Annotated in this window: 11 protein-coding genes; all 11 read left to right on the forward strand. The window is 35.5% G+C overall.

Annotation, left to right across the window (positions count from 1 at the left end; genetic code table 11):
• Positions 1–613, forward strand: a 613-nt coding sequence (locus tag CKF58_RS00665; protein WP_119530066.1) for a restriction endonuclease subunit S, incomplete at its 5' end; no start/stop codon positions are given.
• 231 nt (positions 614–844) lie between these two features.
• Entirely contained in the window at positions 845–1,396 is a 552-nt protein-coding gene (gene hpt, locus CKF58_RS00670; RefSeq protein ID WP_119530067.1) for a hypoxanthine phosphoribosyltransferase, read from the forward strand.
• Between the two features lie 153 nt (positions 1,397–1,549).
• Complete coding sequence (locus tag CKF58_RS00675) at positions 1,550–3,610, forward strand: ATP-binding cassette domain-containing protein (RefSeq protein WP_119530068.1); 2,061 nt, start codon at positions 1,550–1,552, stop codon at positions 3,608–3,610.
• Positions 3,611–4,010: 400 nt separating this feature from the next.
• A complete protein-coding gene (locus tag CKF58_RS00680; protein WP_119530069.1) occupies positions 4,011–4,445 on the forward strand; it encodes a PTS sugar transporter subunit IIA in 435 nt (144 codons plus the stop codon).
• 8 nt (positions 4,446–4,453) lie between these two features.
• Positions 4,454–4,738: a PTS sugar transporter subunit IIB gene (locus CKF58_RS00685; RefSeq protein WP_119530070.1), complete on the forward strand. Its 285-nt coding sequence runs from the start codon at positions 4,454–4,456 to the stop codon at positions 4,736–4,738.
• A gap of 270 nt (positions 4,739–5,008) precedes the next feature.
• Positions 5,009–6,406, forward strand: coding sequence for a PTS ascorbate transporter subunit IIC (locus CKF58_RS00690; protein ID WP_119530071.1), 1,398 nt, complete (start codon positions 5,009–5,011; stop codon positions 6,404–6,406).
• Between the two features lie 311 nt (positions 6,407–6,717).
• Positions 6,718–7,836, forward strand: a complete 1,119-nt coding sequence (locus CKF58_RS00695; protein WP_119530072.1) for a carbohydrate kinase family protein — start codon at positions 6,718–6,720, stop codon at positions 7,834–7,836.
• Between the two features lie 435 nt (positions 7,837–8,271).
• Positions 8,272–9,240 carry a carbohydrate kinase family protein gene (locus tag CKF58_RS00700; protein WP_222987629.1) on the forward strand — a complete coding sequence of 323 codons (969 nt, stop codon included), beginning with the start codon at positions 8,272–8,274 and terminating at the stop codon, positions 9,238–9,240.
• Positions 9,241–9,371: 131 nt separating this feature from the next.
• A complete protein-coding gene (locus CKF58_RS00705) occupies positions 9,372–10,442 on the forward strand; it encodes a hypothetical protein (protein WP_119530074.1) in 1,071 nt (356 codons plus the stop codon).
• 3,093 nt (positions 10,443–13,535) lie between these two features.
• Positions 13,536–15,227, forward strand: coding sequence for a hypothetical protein (locus tag CKF58_RS00710; RefSeq protein WP_119530075.1), 1,692 nt, complete (start codon positions 13,536–13,538; stop codon positions 15,225–15,227).
• 1,287 nt (positions 15,228–16,514) lie between these two features.
• The gene (locus tag CKF58_RS00715) at positions 16,515–16,829 is read left to right on the forward strand and encodes a hypothetical protein (protein WP_119530076.1); all 315 of its coding nucleotides are present in this window, start codon (positions 16,515–16,517) and stop codon (positions 16,827–16,829) included.
• The last annotated feature ends 2,868 nt before the right edge of the window (positions 16,830–19,697 follow it).

The following is a 19,697-nucleotide window of genomic DNA, read 5'->3' on the forward strand; positions in this document are numbered from 1 at the left end:
ATCTAGAGAAGCTAAACTTCTTAATTCTTTATACTGGCATACTTTGGATAAATTTATGCTACCTCTAGCAAACTTACCAAAACAAAAGTTAGAGAGTGTCTGCGAAATTCATAGCCGATATAGAAAAGCAGTACCTGCACTATCAAGAATTAAAGGAGAAACTCCATATCAAGGTGCTAATGGGATCATTGATTACGTTGATGGTTATACACATGACGGTAAGTTTCTATTAATCGCTCAAGATGGTTCAACTAGTCTTTATCCATATTCATTGCGTAGATTCTCAGGTAGATTTTGGGCAAACGATCATGTGCATATTGTTAAACCGATCGAAGATGTTTTAGACTATAACTTCGCATATCATTATCTGAGAAGTTTAAACTTTACTCCATTTGTTAATAATCCAACTCGTTCTAAGTTGACATTGCCATTATTAAAAAATATACCGTTTCCTGTTATCTCTTTAGATGAACAAAAACGTATTGCTCACCTTCTTGATACGATGCTCGAATTAAAAGAAGTTGTAGAAAAGGAAGCAGAACTACGCAGACAACAGTTGGAGTACTACAAATACTGGCTGCTAAACCCAGATGGTAAACTTGAAACTATGTAATCTGGTAATTGATTATCGTTGCTAGTTTACATACCTTTGGTTAATGTGCTCTTGAGATGAAGTGTTGTTTGCTAAATACAAAAGTTATGCACCATATGATGACCACAAAGTAAAAATTTAAAGTAATGGCAACGAAATAATTGGTAAATTCCTACGCGTATAACTTAAATTTAGTTTATAATAGCAAGCACACAATAATCGCATTATTCACTCGATCTGGAATCTATAATCATGACAGTTAAACAACATACTCCATCAAATTTCCATGTTTGGTTTGATTACGAAACAATCAAAAAACGTAACGCTGAACTAGGTGAAGAAATTTCAAAATTCTATAATGAAAACTACCCTGGTGAAGATGTACTTTGCGTAGGTCTACTACGTGGTGCCGTATATTTCCTTGTAGATTTAACGCGTGAAATGAGTGTGCCGTTAACTGTAGACTTTATGACTGTATCTTCTTATGGTTCAGGTACAGAATCTACGTTAAACGTTAAAATCTTAAAAGATTTAGATACAGACATTGCTGGAAAAAACGTGTTAATTATTGAAGATATTATCGATACAGGTCATACGTTACATAAAGTACGTAAAATGTTATTAGACCGTAATCCTAAATCTTTACATATTGTGACATGTTGTGACAAACCAGAACGCCGTTTAGTAGAAGTGCCAGTTGACTGGGTTGGCTTCGAAGTTGAAAATAAATTCACGGTTGGTTATGGTTTTGAAGTTGATCAAAAATTCCGTAATGTAACTGCTATCGGTTACTGTGAAGATTAATCTATAGTTTTCTAGATGTAGCTAGCTGGATAAGTCGTTTATGTTGTCTAGCTTCATAGTTGAACACTATGCGAGAGAATAACAAACAGTTTTTTCGCAAAATTGCTGCACTAGATTGCAGCAATTTTTTTATGTCCAAAAACAGGAGCATGCATGTCGATTGTAAGATTAACCGATGCTAGCTTAAGTTTTGGGGATCATGTAATTCTTGATCAGATTAACTTAAGCATTGAACCGCATGAACGTCTATGTATTGTGGGACGTAATGGTTCAGGTAAATCGACACTACTTAAAGTTTTACGCGGCACTGAAGATTTAGATGCTGGGAGTAAAATTTTAGAAAACAACGTTCAAATTGCTTATTTACGTCAAGATCCTCCAGAGCGTTTAGATCTCACAACCTATGAATATGTTAGTCAAGGGGCACAAAAAGCCGTTGACACTTTAGCTGCACACCAAGCAGCTTTAGAAGCTTATGCTAAAAACCACAGTCCAGAATTAGCCGCACGCATTTCCCAACTTGAAGCCGAAATAAGTACGCATGATTACTGGTCGGTTGAAAGCAAGATTATTGCAGTGATGGAGCAACTAGGCATTCCGGTTGATGCTAAGCTATCTTCATTTTCTGGTGGTTGGTTAAGACGCATCGAATTAGCTAAAGCTTTTGTTGCTAATCCGAATGTGCTTTTATTAGATGAGCCGACTAACCACTTAGATATTAGTTCGATCCAGTGGTTAGAACAAGTACTCCAAGGCTTCCCTGGTGCGGTAGTGTTCATTTCGCACGACCGTAGTTTTGTGGATAATATGGCTACGCGCATTGTAGAGCTTGATCGTGGACATATCTACGAACACCCTGGTAACTTTGCTGCTTACTTAAAAAACCGTGACAAACGTCTAGAAGACGAACGCAATCAGAATGCTCTATTTGCTAAAGAATTAGCAAAAGAAGAAGCATGGATTCGTCGTGGCATTGAAGCGCGTCGTACGCGTAATGAAGGACGTGTGCGTGCCTTAAAAGCCATGCGTGTCGAAGCCCAAAACATGCGCAAACTTACGGATTTTGGTGAAGTAAAAGTTACGACGAGCCGTAGTGGTAAGTTAGTGTTCGAGTTAGATAATGTAGGTCTAACTTTAGGCAATAAAGAAATCTTTAAAGATTTCACTTACCGTGTTGCTGCTAAAAACCGCATTGCCATTGTCGGAGACAATGGTTGTGGTAAATCTTCGCTTATTAAAGTGCTATTACAAGAGCTACCAGCGACAACAGGGCATGTACATATAGGAACTAATCTCCAAGTTGCTTACTTTGATCAATTACGTGCGGAATTAGATTTAGATAAGACTGCGATTGATAATGTTTTTGACGGTAAAGTAGAAGCCTATGTGCATGGACATGTACGCCATGCCATTGGTTATTTAGGTGACTTTATGTTTACTGCCGAAAAAGCACGAGCTAAAGTCTCAAGCTTATCTGGTGGTGAACGTAATCGTCTGTTATTAGCAAAAATCTTAGCTAAAACTTCTAACCTCCTTGTTCTCGACGAGCCAACCAACGACCTAGACATTGAAACTTTAGAATTACTTGAAGATTTAGTGTCGAATTATGACGGTACGATTATTATCGTATCGCACGACCGTTCGTTTATTGACAACGTAGCTGTAGAAACTTGGTTTATGGAAAATCAACAGATTTATCCATACGTAGGTGGTTACAGCGATAACGTCCAACGTCATGCACAAATTGTTGCTGAGCAACAAGCGCAAGCTCTTGCAAAAGAACAACGAGCGCAAGCTAAACTGGCTGCAGCTAATGGTAATGCTGGCAGTACTAATACGAACACTGCAGTAAATGGTGCAGCAGGTACTTCTGCTTCTACATCAGGTGCAACCGCTCTGCAAAACGCAGCTAACCAAGGTTCGTCTAGCGCTGAAGAGAATAAAGGCGGTTGGGTTAAAAATCGTACTGAGCGTTTATCGTACAAAGAAAAACAAGATTTAAAAACTTTACCAACGATTATCGATGAGCTACAAAGTGAAATTGAAGCTCTACATGCTAAGTTAGCTGAAATGTATTTAAATCCAGAAGATTACAATGCTATTAGTGAAGTTTCAGCCCTAGTGGTGAAAAAAGAAGAACAAATGGATGAGTTACAAACTCGTTGGTTAGAATTAGAAGATAAACGTGAACGTTTAGGTGAAGTGATTGATTAGATAATAATGATAAATATTAGGCTGTTATGCTAGATATTAGACAGTGATGCTAAATATTAAGCTGTAATGCTAGATATTTGATAGTAATACTAATTATGCTTTATCGTAGATGTTCGATCACAAATCTATTTGTCATAAGATGCAAAGATCCTAAGAAAATTTCTTGGGATCTTTTTTGTGCCTCCAGCGTACAAGTAGTTGTGTATTACTTTTCTTGTGTCGTTTTTCTTACGCGTAGAACCGAACTTTTACGTTTTGGTGAAAAAAAAGTGTGACTCGTGACACAGATCCGGCACAAAATCGCCCAATCCTTAGGAATTTAAGGAGCTGCTTCTTATAATAAATAGCAGAATTTACTACCAAATATCCGAGCCCAATTTAAATTAATAACGGAGGTTGGATGGACATTATATTTGCACCTGCAATAAGTTGTAAAACTCCTACAGAGGTTATTACGCGCGTTGGCGCTTTAATGGAAAGTCATGGTTTAGCAACAACCAGCTATACCGAAGCTATGTTAGATGTCTATTACAAACATGGCAACTACATAGTACTCGATGAAGGGATAGCTATGCCTCATGCGCGTCCAGAAACCGGAGCATTAAAAAACGGCTTGGTGTTTGTTCTCTTGAGTAGTCCAGTAATATTTCAGCATCCAGAATATGATCCGGTAAAAGTAGCTATAGGTTTATGTTCGACTGGTAATACCCAGCACTTAGAACTACTCACTCTCGTTTCAGAATTAATTGACGCTGGTATTGGTAGTAAGGACTTTGACTCGGTTGACGAGTTACAAGAGTTTGTCACTAACATTCAAGCAAATATAGCCAAATAGGAGGCTTTATGCTTAAAATTCGTACTGTTTGTAGTAATGGCTTAGGTTCTTCATTAATGTGTGCCACTAAAGTGAAAAAGATTTGTGCAACTCATGGCATTGAAGCAGATGTTGCACAATGTGCTTTTTCTGAAGCTCCGGCCGAAAAAGCTGATTTATATTTAACCATGGCTGATATGGCTAGCGATTTAGCAGCGCAAGGATTTAAAGCTCTAGCCATTCGTAGCTATACCAATGCAACTAAACTTGAAGAAGATATCTTGCCTACCTTGTTAGAACTAAAGAATAAGTAACTTGGTCTTTGGAGATAATTAGTAACACTAATTATCGACAATTAACTAGTTTTAGTCTGGTAATAAAACCTTCGACTGTTAACTAGTTATTGTCTCGTGATAGACCATTAACTTGTTAAATACTCGTTATGACTTACCAGTTGCTCAAGGTCAGTAAGCAACAAAGCATTAACGAGCTAAACAAGTTAAAAACGCTTACTTGGAGCGAGTGCTATTAGCTTTAAGCTAATAGCCCTCATCGTTTTACCTTAGTTACAAGGATGGCAAACTATGTTAGAGTTTGTAAAAGATATTTTAAGTCAGCCTGCATTTTTAATGGGGCTCATTGCTTTTGTGGGGCTCGTATGTTTACGCTCTCCGGCCAATAAGCTTTTAACCGGAACTATTAAGCCTATTCTTGGTTACTTAATGCTCGGAGCAGGGGCGAATGTAATAGTGAGTCAACTAACTCCGCTTGGACAAATCATTGAAGCTGGTTTCCACATTAAAGGAGTTGTCCCAAATAACGAAGCTATAGTTTCTATTGCCCAAAAAGTGCTTGGAGTAGAAACTATGAGTATTCTTCTTGTGGGCTTTGTATTCAACTTACTCATTGCTAAGTTTACCAAGTACAAATACATCTTCTTAACCGGACATCACACCTTTTTTATGGCATGTTTAATGTCAGCTGTATTACAAGCTTCAGGCTTAAAAGGGGTTGAATTAGTTGTACTTGGAGGCTTCTTCATGGGAGCTTGGTCTGCGATCTCTCCGGCTATCGGACAAAGATACACTAAAGTAGTAAGTGACGATGATGGGATTGCTATGGGGCACTTTGGTTCACTGCAGTACTACTTAGCAGCCTTTATAGGTAAACGTATTGGTAATCGTCACAACTCTTTTGCTAATGTGCAAATTAGTGACAAACTAGGCTTCTTACGTGATACGACTATTACTACAGGGGTAGTAATGGTGTTTATTTTCCTCTTTGTTTGTATTGTCGCTGGTAGTGACTATATGCAAACCATTACTGATCAGAACCTAGTAGTCTATGCAATTCTCGCTGGTCTAACCTTTGCCGTAGGGGTAGCTATTGTTTACAATGGGGTAAAACTAATCCTTTCTGATCTTGTACCAGCTTTCCAAGGTATTTCCGAAAAACTAATCCCAGATTCAATTCCAGCCGTAGACTGTGCAGTATTCTTCACCTATAGTCAAACAGCCGTAGTTGTTGGCTTTATTAGTTCTTTTGCTGGTGGTTTAATTGGCATGGGGATTCTTGGAATCTTTAGTTTACCGCTGATCATTCCTGGCATGGTACCGCATTTCTTCTGTGGAGCAACAGCAGGGATTTACGGTGATAAACTTGGAGGTAAAGTAGGTTGTATTGTTGGAGCCTTTATTGGTGGTCTGTTACTTGCTTTCTTACCTGCATTTTTATTACCAGCTTTAGGTACTCTTGGTTTTGAAGCGACAACTTTCTCTGATGTAGATTTTATTGTTTGGGGGATTACTCTTTCAGCGGTAATTGATTGGTTTGGTTCATACGGAGTTTATGGTTTAGCAGTGCTAATTCTGATTGCGCTAATTGTGCCAAGCTTTATCAAATCAGTGAAAGTAGTAGGTGATACTCTACCTTACGAAGAATGCTTACCGAAAGATAAAGAGAAAGCTCAAGACAAAGACTAAGAGAAATTTCAAGATAAAGAGAAAGCTTAAAAGCAATCTCAAGATAAAGCTTAAGACAACTTTCTAGTTAAGCCAACTATCTTAACTAGAAAGTTTAGATCTAAAATTCAGATCTAAAACTCGGATATAAAATTTAAGATTTTAAATTGTAATATTGATTTTTTAGCCGCCTTGGCTCATACAAATTTTGAACTTGATTGAAAGTAACCTTTTGTTGAATATGAATCTAAAGTGGCAACAAAGGTTACTTTTTTTTCGCATAACCCTTTTTACCTTACACTCAGACTTACAGATAAGTCTAAGGAGTTGTTATGGCAATAGTATGTATTGGACTAACAGTAGGAGACCTCTTATTTTATACTCCTCAAGCTCCAGAAAAGAATCACAAATCCTATGCTCATAAACTACTAAAAAGCGGTGGTGGACCAGCAGGCAATGCCGCTTATGTGACTAGTAAGTGGCAAGCTCCAACTTATGTTCTATCGACCTTAGGGCAAGACTTTTTAGCTTCAGATCTGATTGTAGAATACCAAGAGATTGGCATAGATACGAATTACATTCTACAAAGTCCTGATTTTATTACTCCAACAGCTTCGGTAGTAATTTGTGGTACAAATGGTAGTCGTACTATTGTTACTTATAAGAATGTTACAGATGAGCGAGAACTTACAGCTACTGACTTTGCGAAGTTAGATGAACTGATTGCTCAACTCAATGCCCAAGAACAAGAGCATATAGTATTAGTTGACGGACATGAGTTAATCCTAAGTGAATATGTAATTACACGTTTACAACGTAAACGTGTAATTATGGATGCCGGTTCAACCAAACAAGCTCTTTACAAACTCTTACCGCTAACTAACTATGCCGTTTGTAGTGAGGATTTTTCTTTAGGAGTTTTAGGCTTAAAAACTGATAAGTTTCCTTTAGCGAGCTATCGTTTAGCGTTAGATATGGTAGCAAGCTTAGCCGCTCCTGAAGCTACTGTAGTGATTACGCTAGGGGAACATGGGGGTATTTACCGCACGCCTGTAACTCTTAGTAACGCAGTTCAATCTTTAACCAACAATAATATTGCTCACAGTGACAACCTTACTGCAGAAAATAACCTTGTTGCACAAAATGGTCTTGCTGCACAGGATAGTCTAGCTACAAAAGAGAACCTAAACTCAAAAGAAGCTTACTATGGTAAGTTTAGTGCTCAAAAAGTAGAAGTAGTTGATACTACCGGAGCTGGTGATATTTTTCATGGAGCTTTTGCCTATGGTTTAGAGGCTGGTTGGGATTTGCAACGTTGTATTAGCGTTGCAGCGACTACTTCCGCGCTTAAAATTACTCAACAAGGCGTGCGCAATGCGATACCTGAACTAGCAGAGGTAGAAGATTATCTCGCAGAGCATCCTTTAGAGTTTAGTGCTTTACAGTTGTAGACTTTATGTTTTACAGTTGTAGATATGCTAGGTACTGTTTAAGGATGCTGACTAATCCTTAGTTGATGAGGTATTAGGGGCTTATATGTTATTTCTTAACTATAAGTTTTTAGCACCTTAATCTTGCTAAAGCGGTATAATATGCTTCGAGAAAATTATGTTTAACTAGGCTTAATTAGAGCTTCAAATCGTAATAATTAGTTATTAACTTCTTAACGCTTTAACTGCTCTTTTAAGGTTAAACATACTTAGTTTTCTCTAGCTGCATACTTCTAATGCAGATCACACACTAAGGAACAATTTTTATACCTGATAATTGCAAATAGTTTAGATGATATCGCTTACTATAGGGCGATAAGGAGTAGACTTTGCTAAGGCTAATTTAGCCTTATGCTTAGTTCACTGAATTATTTGCCCCTGAATAAAGGATATAGTATGGCGATAGTACATATCGGTCTTTCTTGTTATGACCAATTCTTCTTTGTGGAAAAAACTCCAGCAGAGAACGTAAAAACTTTCACTACCGCATTTATGGAATCAGGCGGTGGCCCAGCTGGTAATGCTGCATTCGTAACTGGTAAATGGGGCGCACCAACCTATATCCTTACGACTTTACGTAATGATATCTATGGTGAAAAACTAATTTCTGAACACCAAGCTGTAGGGGTTAATACGGATCACGTTGTAATTAACGAACGTCAAGTATCACCTTTATCAGCTGTAGTTGTAAGTGCACAAACTGCTGCACGTACGATTGTGACGCACAAAAACAATGGTGCAAAAACTTTCACTGGTGCAGACTACGCTAAATTAGATGAACTAATTGACAAGTTAAATGCTTCTGATGAAAAACACATTATCTTAGTAGACGGTCACGAGTTAGAAATTAGTGAATACTTTATTCCTCGCGTAAATAATCGTTATGTAGTGCTAGATGCAGATGCGGTTAAAGAACCAGTAATGAAACTATTACCATTAGTAGACTTCTGTGTATCTTCAGAAGAGTTTGCTGAAGGTTTAATTGGCGAACCATTAACTTCTAATAACTTTGCTTTAGCATTAGAAAAAATTCGCAGCCTATGTGCCGAAGGTAACTGCCCAGTAGTAACTTTAGGTGAACGTGGTGGTATTTATCTATCTAATAACCAAATGACTGCTTACCCAGCATATGATGTAAAAGCTGTAGATACTACAGGTGCTGGTGATATTTTCCACGGTGCATTCTGTTATGGCGTGGCTGCTGGTTGGGATCTATCGAAAGTAGTACAAATCTCGGCATTAACTTCTGCAATTAAAATTCAACAACAAGGCGTACGTAATGCCATTCCTGAATTAGATGCAGTATTAAATGCGTTTGAGAACAAACTAATTCCATTAAAAACCATTCAAGCGATTAATGAATAATCGATAATCAATACGAATAATCGATAATACGTTCGAACAATAGTTAATCCTTGCAAGTTAAAACCTCCAAGCTGCACTTGGAGGTTTTAACATACAATCTAGAACAAACTAGATAAACAGGAGAACACCTCATGCTTAATCCTTTATTAAGCCAATTACCAGAAGCACTTAAGGCTAAACTTGATACTTATGTCCAAGAGTTGCAGGCTTTACTACCACATTATGAGCTACAAGATCCTCAGGCTAAAGTTAGCTTTAATGCGCAAGAGTTTATTGATGCTCATGGTAAGGTACAAGGTAATGTATTAGATAACGCGCTGGGTAATAAACAGATTAATACCCAAGCAAATACCCAGATCATTACCACTACTTTAATCCCATATCACTCTAAGACAGAGTACTTCTTAGAACTCTATCAATCACCAATCCAAGAAGTTGCGGCTAAGATTGGTAAGCTTTGTGCTCAAGGGATAGAGTTAATTACTTTAGTAGTAAAAGAACTACCAGTAATGCGTGGTGTGCATTGGGCAATTATCTTACGTAATATTCGCAATGAAAGTAAATGCGATATAGATACAATCTTAGACGCTTTTACTCTATTAGTAGATACTCATGTAGTATATGTGTATCCAGAAGACTGGAAAGAACTCATGGTAGCTCATTTCTATGATGGAGATAAACTTGCCGAACTCTTAGCACGTACGGACAATAAATATCTCTTCTTAGAGATGGTATTTGATGATGCACTAAGTGCTAAGCATGATTACCAACGCTACTTAAATTGGAGCAAAGTAAACTTTCCCCATGATCCGGACGGTAAAGATAATCACTTACAGCCGAATGTGGTAAAACATGGACGTGATCATTACTGTTTAGGGACTTATGTCTTAAGTGTAATTCCTGATGAATGTCGTGAACCATTACTTAAATTACATAATGAACTAGAACGTGGAGATTTACTCTGTCATCTAGTTGAGCGTGTGGTTTATACTCAGCCAGCTGTAGATCTCAGAGACGATAGTGATCCGATTAATCGTCTAATCCTTAAATATCTCCCACGTACAATTACTCAATTACATAAAGTATTAGAGTTATACGGCTTAACACCAGATATGGACTTTGCGCAAGCCAATGAGTTATTCACAGCAAGTCGTATAGGGATTAGTACACTATTAAAAACAGCTAAGCAATACTTAAACTAAGAGTAGGTATCTAATTATCACTAGTTGTTTTTAATCAAACTAAACTAAGAGTAAGTATCTAGTTAACTCTAGTTATTTTTATACCTAGTGTTGTCTGAACTAAGGTTAGTTTTTAAACTATAAGAGTTACTTTCAGACAACCATTCGTTTGTAGTTATGGTTGTCTGAAAAAACTAAATTCTTCTAATTATCAATACTCAAATCTATGCAAGGGTCATAAAAGTTAAAAAACTACTTAACACCGTATATATCCGGTTAACTCTATGCTATAATTTGATTATTCAATGAGTATTGATACATTATTGAATTGGCTTAGAAAAACTCCAACGTTATGCGCAGTCTGAATCGCATGTTGGAGTTTTTTGTTATGCAAAATTTATGGTGCGGTAGCCCCAAATGATTGGAGTTTTTGATTTGGTAATATTGATATGAAGTAAATTTTTTATTACGTAGATGTCATTTTCCACCTCCCGAAAAAAATTTACTCAGAATTTTGCACGTATCAACCAGAGACCAAGTAATTTGTAAAAGATTGGCCTCGATAGATGTTTTAATGTAATAAAGTTTCGTTCCGCTTAGATATGCTTCAATTGCATATCTAAGCGGTTTTTTTGATATTAGGACGTGTTATGAAGTGCCTCTCATTTTTAGGACTGCGCATCGAAGTTCTCAACTCCTGTTTATTTTTTACGTACTCCCCTTTATCAACTCTTTAAGTCTTACATTAATACTATTTATAGTTAACTACAATTTAAGTTTAGGTTTATCTAGTTCTGATTGGTCACATAAACTTACCAAAATCTATCATTTGCAAGTTTCGTTTGTTACTAGTTAAAACGTAAAAAAGACAAGCATGATAAGGTCGCGAAAAAAATTTATCTTAGTTTATAAGCATTTAGGAATAAATTTATAAATTGTTAAACGTAAAACGTAATTTTTTGCGATTTAGTGCTATAATATGAACATCATCAAAAGTAAGATTAAAAAATAAATTTATTAATTAAAAGAAAGTTTTTATTTTATTTAAACTTTTCTCAAAAAGATTTGTCTTATTTACAAATATAAAATTATTATCGCCATTTAAATAACCAAGTTATTTAAATCATTTACCTCAAGGCAACAATGGTTGTTTCTAACTTTTTAGAACTTTATTCTTCTCTAATATAAAGCAAACCGTAACTGGCTGCCTTTAGTTATCGTTAAGATAACTCCCCGCATGTATTTTTTGTAGACACCTACAACTACGACTATCTTTATAGTTCTAGTATAAAAATACAGCTTCGACTTATTTTAAGATCTTATTCAAAGAACTAATAGTTACTCTTTAGTTACTATATACATAGTTCTTTCTCCCCAGAATAGCTTAAATAAGTGATTTCCTAGAAAAATCTTATTCATTAATATTTTTACTATTTTTGTGCAAAAGCAATACAGCAAGGATTTTGCTGAAATACATATATTACGCTTTTGTTTGACTATATCTTTGCTCAACAAGATAAAATCTTAAGCTATTGCTTAGGCTAAAGTTTGCAAAACAAATAGATTAAACAGCAGTTTGGGACTTAGAATATGCTTTGCCCTCACTAGACTGCCAATCTAGGGTTTTATTTAATGCGTTCCCCTTATCTGCCAGTAAGGTGTAGAAAAGATTCGTTTTTAGTCTTTTTGCTAAATTTTATCCTAAGAATTAAAGGTAACTTTACTTCGGCGTTTGCCAAATCCAGAACTTCTAGGAGAGTTGAGTCTAGAAGGATCTTTATAGTCGAAGGAAATTTTTCTACCTAAATGCGGCCTCAAACTAACTTGCCTACGGTTTTAGACCATTTTATTAAGCCTATTCTATCTGTACTTATCTTAAGTGCACCATAGAACTAATGCGACTTAATTTCAGCATTTACATTAAATAAATGTGTCAGATCATAGTCAAGTATCAAACTGCTTATTCTTCAAGCTAAGTCATAGTTCAAGTATTTTAATCTTCACTTTTTAATACTTTTACACAAAAAACTCTAAAGTTTACTGTTTAACAGCTTACGTAGATATACCATTTTAAATGGTGTAATCTCCTAGTTTTGGGAAAGCTTTTTCCCAAAATCATCTGGAAACTTAAACTTAATTTTTCTTACTTATGGATAGTAATGCCATCCTAGATGTTTTTACTTAGACCTTCTAAGTAGAAAATCATAAGTAAGTACTTGCCTTTTAGATTAGGTTTAAGCCAGTAAACGTTAAAGTTGGGGAACTTTAATGCTTGCATGATTCCAGATAGAAGTTAGACTTTTATTTTAGATAAAAGTCGATGTGTTTTTTACATTAAATGCATTGAGATTTTTTGTAATCATTGTTTCTGTGGTTAACAGCTAAGTTTAGCTTATAGTGATTAGTTTAGAAGCAACATAAACTAAGAGGCTATGTCTTGGATATAGTGTTTAGTCTCCTAGACTCCCAGTCTCCTAAACACCTAGATATGGGTGCTAAAAGCAAACCCACGATCTTTATTGCCTCATATAATTTAAGAATCGTAAGTGCAAGTAGCGCGTGGTTGTCTAAACTCTACCTTTAAACTTAAGTAACGAATCAACTAAGTAACGAGACAGCTTAAGTAACGAGTCACTTGGCTAAACTTAGCTGTTAATCCTGTTTTTTATCCCCTATTGCTTTATAAATTTTAGCTAAAATTTATGTGCTTTTAGGTTGGTAGCATTACTACCTCACCTAAATCTTAGCTAAACTTTATAAACCAAGGCTGCTTACCTTGAGAAGTTTATACCTCTATATTCAACGCTTTATATTCTCAAACAAATCTACTCTGATTAGCTAACTATTAATAAAGATTCAAAGTTTGTTTTTTTTTAATCTATCTTTTAAAAGATTATGCAAAATCTTTTTAAGAAGATAGGTAATCAAAATGATCTCAACAAACTTTACAAGAAATCTCATCAATCTTTAAGAGAAGTCTTAAACTTTGCAAGAAGTCTTCTAAGATATTTAATAGTTATTGATGTCAGTTCTTCAGTCATATCTCACGTGCTTTAATTTAATGCTAATCATGAGTTTATCTACAATAATTGCTTCTTTTATTTCTCAACATCTATGAACAGTTCTCGTCATTTTACTTTAAACTTAGGGAAAGTAAGTGCCTTCTTATTAGCTACGAGCTTAACTTTAGGATTAACTCCAGCTTTTGCACAAGGTAGTGCGGATGCACAACCTACAGTACAAGAGCAAATTCAAACCTTTGCTAATTCTTTAGAACAGCAAGAGCAAGAAGAGGTGTTACCTTATACAGCTCCGAGCGTACCTGCAGTATTAAATTTCTTCCGCGACAATCGTGCTGAACTAGCAAGTCGTGTAGCGCAAGCTAATGCTTTAGGAACAAATTTATTTATTGCGCAATACCCAAGTTTAGTTGCTAACGGCTCTTGGGGTCTGCTTTACGATCTACAAGTAATGGCAGATTTTTATCGTTGGTCAAGTCAAGATTTACAAGCATTTTTAGTTAAACCAGAGCAAGGAGTATTTACTGCTTCTTTAAGTTTAGCTAATGCTTATACACACAAACAACAATTAATTCCGGTAACTGCAGTCCTAAATCGTTTAGGTGTAAACGTACGTGAATTAGTACAAGCGCAAGCAGAGTACCAAGCTCAAGCGAACCAAGCTGCTTACGAGCAGTATATGGCAAGCTTAGATAAAGCTAGTGATAACGATGCTTCGTATCAAGCAGTATACCGTGCTATCGATGATAGTGATGAACTTGCACAAGCTACGAACAGTAAAGTTGTAGAACAACAGCGTATTGCCTTAAATCAAGGTGAAGAATACTTAGTAGCAGCCAATACGAATAATCAATATAAAGTTGCAACCATGGAACCATTTGCGTTACAGAATCATTTAACGCTAGCTAGTGGTAATGGTTTAACTTTAGAAAGTGCTTCATACTACATCGGTCCAAATCAAGTTTTAGTTTACACTCCAAGTGTAAGTCAACAAGTTAATAAAATTCTGGCAAACAATCGCCCAGACGCTACATATGCAACCAATGGTACTATGTTAGCGCAAGCGACTAACCCATTTGAAACGGGTGCTGTGCCGGCTGCAACTCCTGCGCCAACTAGTACTAAAGTACAGTTTGCAAGTAAAGTTGAAAGCGCTAGCGAGAATAAAGCTACAAATGCTGCAAGCTCATCTGTTGCAAGTCAAGCCGCTCCTGCGAAAAAAGCAACTAAAGTTTCTTTTGCGGGTTTTAGTCCTAGCAAAGAAGAAACTCCAGCCGTAAGCACTGAAGAAAATACTCAAGAAAGTGCTACTGCTAATGCAGAGGCTAAACCAGCAGTAAGCAAAGTTGCTCAAGCGCAAGTTCCAGAATTTACCACAGATAATTTTAGCTCTGTAAGTGCAGAAAAGACACAGTTTAACATTCCTAATGTGAGTGTAAAAACTGAACTTAATGCGGCGCAAAAAGAACTTTTAGCGCAAGTACCAGGTTTTGCGCAAATTGCTCTTATGGCAGGTCTAAATGAAACCGCTTCTCTAGATGACTTTATTGCTGCAGGACAAAAAATTGTTGCAGCATGTGATACTTATGCTGACTTCCAATACAACACTGCCAAAGTAGAAGAAGTTACAGCTGTAGATATCGCTTATAACATGCATCTAGATACAATTCGTCAAGCTAATCTACACAATAAACAAGCTTGTAACCAAGCGCGTGCGAATTTACAATATGTAAATAGCCATAGATTAGCCCTACAGTATTTACTAAATCGTGTAGTTAGTCGCTAAAGCCAATTGCGATCAACCATAGACACCCTGTCTTTATACGATTGGTAAATAGTCGTAATAATCTTAAGCACATTATTACGATTCGTTGAGATATGCAAAGATCCATTCATTTGGTCTTCTATTGTAGATACCTATAAGCTACGGCGTAAAGCACCGTGGCTTATTTTTTTATTCCGCAAATGATTACACCTCATATCTCTCAGAGCACATCTCAACTTCATTCCACATGCTGATATATCAATATCCCAGATCTCATACTTAGTCTAATACCACAAGAACTTATCTCACAGCACGGGTCTCTTATTCCACCACAAAATAATTAATCCAAATAATTCATCCAAATAATTAATCCTAAAATTAAAAAATATTTACGAAAAACTTATTTATTTTTCATTTTTTGCGTTTCAAAAATTTCTATAGGATTACGCAAATTATGGTTAATTATGTGCATACTTCACACTTTTACGCAAAAATCCTTGTTCGTTTGGATCAAAATTTCTAAAGCTGCAAAAAATGTGTGATCGGTGACACAAATCCGTTACCTTTATTTGGCAAGAAAAAAAATATTCATATAATAAAAGTATAAGGAAAGCAGATTAATTTTCGAGGTTCATTTTTTAGAGCAAAGAGTTTGCTTTGGCGATTATTGATTTCTTTTGATTTATATCGCTAGATAAGTAAGAATTTGCTTCTTAGAAATAAAACTTACAATGCTGATTAAGCATAGGTACTATGGATAAAAATATAATAAGTTATCTAAGCAAGAACCAGCATTAACCGAACTTTAACTTTAACCAACTTAAGATTCACATTAACTACGTTAGTTAGCTTTTATTAAAAACTTTTAACCATACTTTTACCACATATCAGCTAGATTTAGTTAGCATATCTACTAGATATACGCTAACTCTAAGATAGCTGAATATAAGCAAACTAAATATAAGCAAGCTACATAATAAATCCAATACCTAAGCAACATAAAAGCTAAACTTAAGCCCAAATCAAACGTAGGAAAAAATCAATCAAACATCAACTTGAAACCACTTAAGCTTTTCCAAGTTAAAGTTAGGTTTAATCGCAATCTTTAGCGCTGAGGTGGTGAGACATGCTACTGTGTAAACTCCCCCAATACAATCCTTGGCAGCGCAAGGGTATTGGTGTCCAAGGTGTCGAGTAGGTTAATTTTAATTTGCTAGATGCTAAGGCGGGTAACATTAACTTAAAATTTAGTGATTACAACTGTTTTAAGTATGTCGTTGTTGAGGCAATCTTTATAGGAGAATTGTTATGGTATTAGATAGAAATCCTTTAACTTTAGATCCAAAAGTTCCACAACACAATAACGAGCCGGTAATGGAATTAACCCATGAACAAGCTGTAAACAATGAAAGTCTAACTCACGAATTTACTCCATCTTCTCACGGTGAGTTAGCTTTAGAAAGTTTTGCAGATATTGTGCCTGCTCCAAAACGTCGCCGTATCTTTACTCGTATGGCCAAAGAAAAAATTATGTCTGGTGTTACTAGAGGCGTCGGAGCTCTATTTGGGGCTTTAGCAATTCTAGGTAGCATAGTTGGCTTTATGATGGTAATGGCAGAATAACTATAAGCTGTAGTTCCCTTAAACCCTAAAGGTTAAAGTTTTTAACCACAAAACTGTAACTCACACTTGAATGTTAACTAATCTGAGTTAAAAAAGCCTTTTTTATAGCAACTGGGTCGAACGTTTAAGGAACTAGAGACGATAATAAGTAACAAGCCTTTAACAAAGAAAATACATTTGATGAACTAAGGTTAGCTACCTAACCACAGTTCAAAAGATGGGTGATCGCGTTAATTGGTTAGTTAGAAGCAAGCAGCTCTTACCTAACCCATGAGAGTTGAGCTCAAAACCTTACCACAAGTAACTTACTGCAAGAGCCTTCCAAATTCTTTAAGCACTTAGCACTTTAAAAGCTTTATTACCTCTGAGTTTTTAAAATCTTTAAGTAGCTTAATTCTTGCAGGTTAACCTAAACAGCTTGTGGATGTAAGTTTGAGTATCGTAAATGTAAGCTTGAAAGCTGGTAGTTAATACCTCTCCACTTTAATATTAACTAGTTGGTTTTCTTATTATCTATCCTATTTTGCCAACCTAAAGCAAAGTTAGTATATGTGTTAGTATTTAGTTGTCTATCCTTAGGCACACTTATTAATCACTAGATTTACAAAAGAATAATCTCGCTTATTCTTGGGGCTGTGATCTTAGCGGTTTTGCAATCATTATGAGTAGCCATAAGCATAAGTAAGCCTAACGAAAAGCAACTAAATACTAACTGATACGTAATAATGTTTTAGTTCATAAAGCTCGGCTTGTCGAGGGCTGTGCACAGCTTAATCTTAGATTAAGATGTGCATCCCTTGATTGAGCTTACACTAGACGCCACTTTGTGGCATGGATCTAAAAAGATTCACCCATTTTTTACGACCAAGAAGCTTGAAGCTAGTTTGGTGGTTTGTTTAAATGAGTTTGCTCTAAGTTGTCTTGTTTGGCAAGACAAATAAAGGCAAGCAAGTAAAACTAACCATTCAACCCAAACTATTAAAGTTCAAATCTTCATTTTCTTTAAGACCTTAAAACTGATGGTATGCGAATCATCAATTCATATTAAAACCAAGGTAAGCGTAAAATACTCCCTCGTCGTCATATATTAAAAACTCCAATGTGTGTTTTACGCTTATTTTTTGTGTCCAGATTTTAGAGGTGAGTAAGGCTCGTAGTTGAGTACTTACTGTAAATAAAGGTAAGCAAGGATATTAGTTTTGCCGAGGAATCGTAAGTTGATATAGCTCTTAATGGTAACTCTTGTGAATAACTTTCATCATCCTTTTACGACAACTCATTAGACACTTTGCTGTTACTGCTACCTTGCTTATACCTGTCCTCTCCTGTTATTTGTTACTTTAGTCATAATAAAGTCCGAAGCAGGTCAATATTCCAGCTTTTGCTAATCTCCTAGATCTAACTATATTTATATTGACCTGTTTTTTTTATTTTATCGCTTCAGGCTATTAGTGAGTTGTACCACAAAGTAACAATTACCGCGTATACCTACTTGGGATACACACATATATACTTCCATATAGCATAAAATCGGTCTGTAAATCCTTAAGATGTTAAGTTATCTTAGGGATTTTTTCTTGTGCATATGATTATCACTTACTTTTTAGTCAAGTATAATTTTACAGGTGATAGCTTTTACCTATCGCACTTATTTAGAGGAGGCTTTTGTTTAATAAATTGATAAATAGGGTAAAAGGTTAAAACCAATCAAAAACAATGAGGAAAGTCTAAGCAATTTTAGGAACTAGCCGCACTTAAGCAAAATATACCCAATGTAAATTTTTCACGAAAAACAGCTAGTTTAGGTTAATATATACATGTAAACAATAAATGCCAAATTTAACAAAATTAGTTAGGCTTAAGCGCTTAAATTTAGCCCTAACCAAGCTTAAATTTAAGATTTTAAGCGATAAAACTAGCTAGTTTTTCCTTAAATTTGCACTATGTTTTTATTAAGGCGTAATTCTATTAGCCTAAAACTACCACTTCTTCTCAAATCTCTTTAGTTTTAATTGATAGGTAAAACCTATCACTAATAGAAAGTATATCCATAATAAAAATATGGGATTATTTAACCAACCAGATCAAGCATGCTAAGTTACAATTTACTTCTGCAGAACTATATATCTTTTCAGTCTCTCTCATAAATATGGCTCTTAGAAATAATGCAAACTTATGCTTGAGATCAAGTGTCTAGCTTATCCAAACCAATAAGCTAATAAAAACAAATACAACCTCAAAATCAGACACTGTTGGTAAAAATTTCCATTAACCACCCTAAACTAAAAACCAAAAGCAACCAATTAATAAAAACACTTGTTTGTTGTTTACCAAAACCAAACTAAAAACCAAACTAAAATAAAAACCTTTTTTAACTAACTAAAAAACTCAACGTTACAAGTCGTAAGACTAAACAAAAAACTAAAAAACTTCTCAAACTCAAACTTCTCAAACTAAAAAACCAATTCTAATCCTAAAAATTTATCAACCTCGAGGAAGAGCCTATTCAAAAGTAAAAAATTGTTCAATTAACCGAGATTTTTATTCTCATAATTTGAGCCTCTCATAAGGAGTGTGCTTATGTGTTCAGACTGTACAGGCAGTGGCTGTAGTCACTGTTAAAGCCCGTCTAATAATGCAAAACATTATTAGGCGGGTTAATTTTTTGTGAAAAATTACCCACTTTGCAACTCTTAGCACTTGAAATTTAAAACTTTGCCTATATAAAAGTAATAGAAACAAGGCAAGTTAGAATCTAGTCTTTGTAACAATAGTTAAGATATAAATGATCTGTAACTAAGTAACAAAATTACTAAGTGTCTAAGTAATCAAGTAATAAAGATCATCTTTCATTAAGATCTGGTTACC

The sequence above is a fragment of the Psittacicella hinzii genome, assembly GCF_003585935.1.
Classification (GTDB): domain Bacteria; phylum Pseudomonadota; class Gammaproteobacteria; order Enterobacterales; family Psittacicellaceae; genus Psittacicella; species Psittacicella hinzii.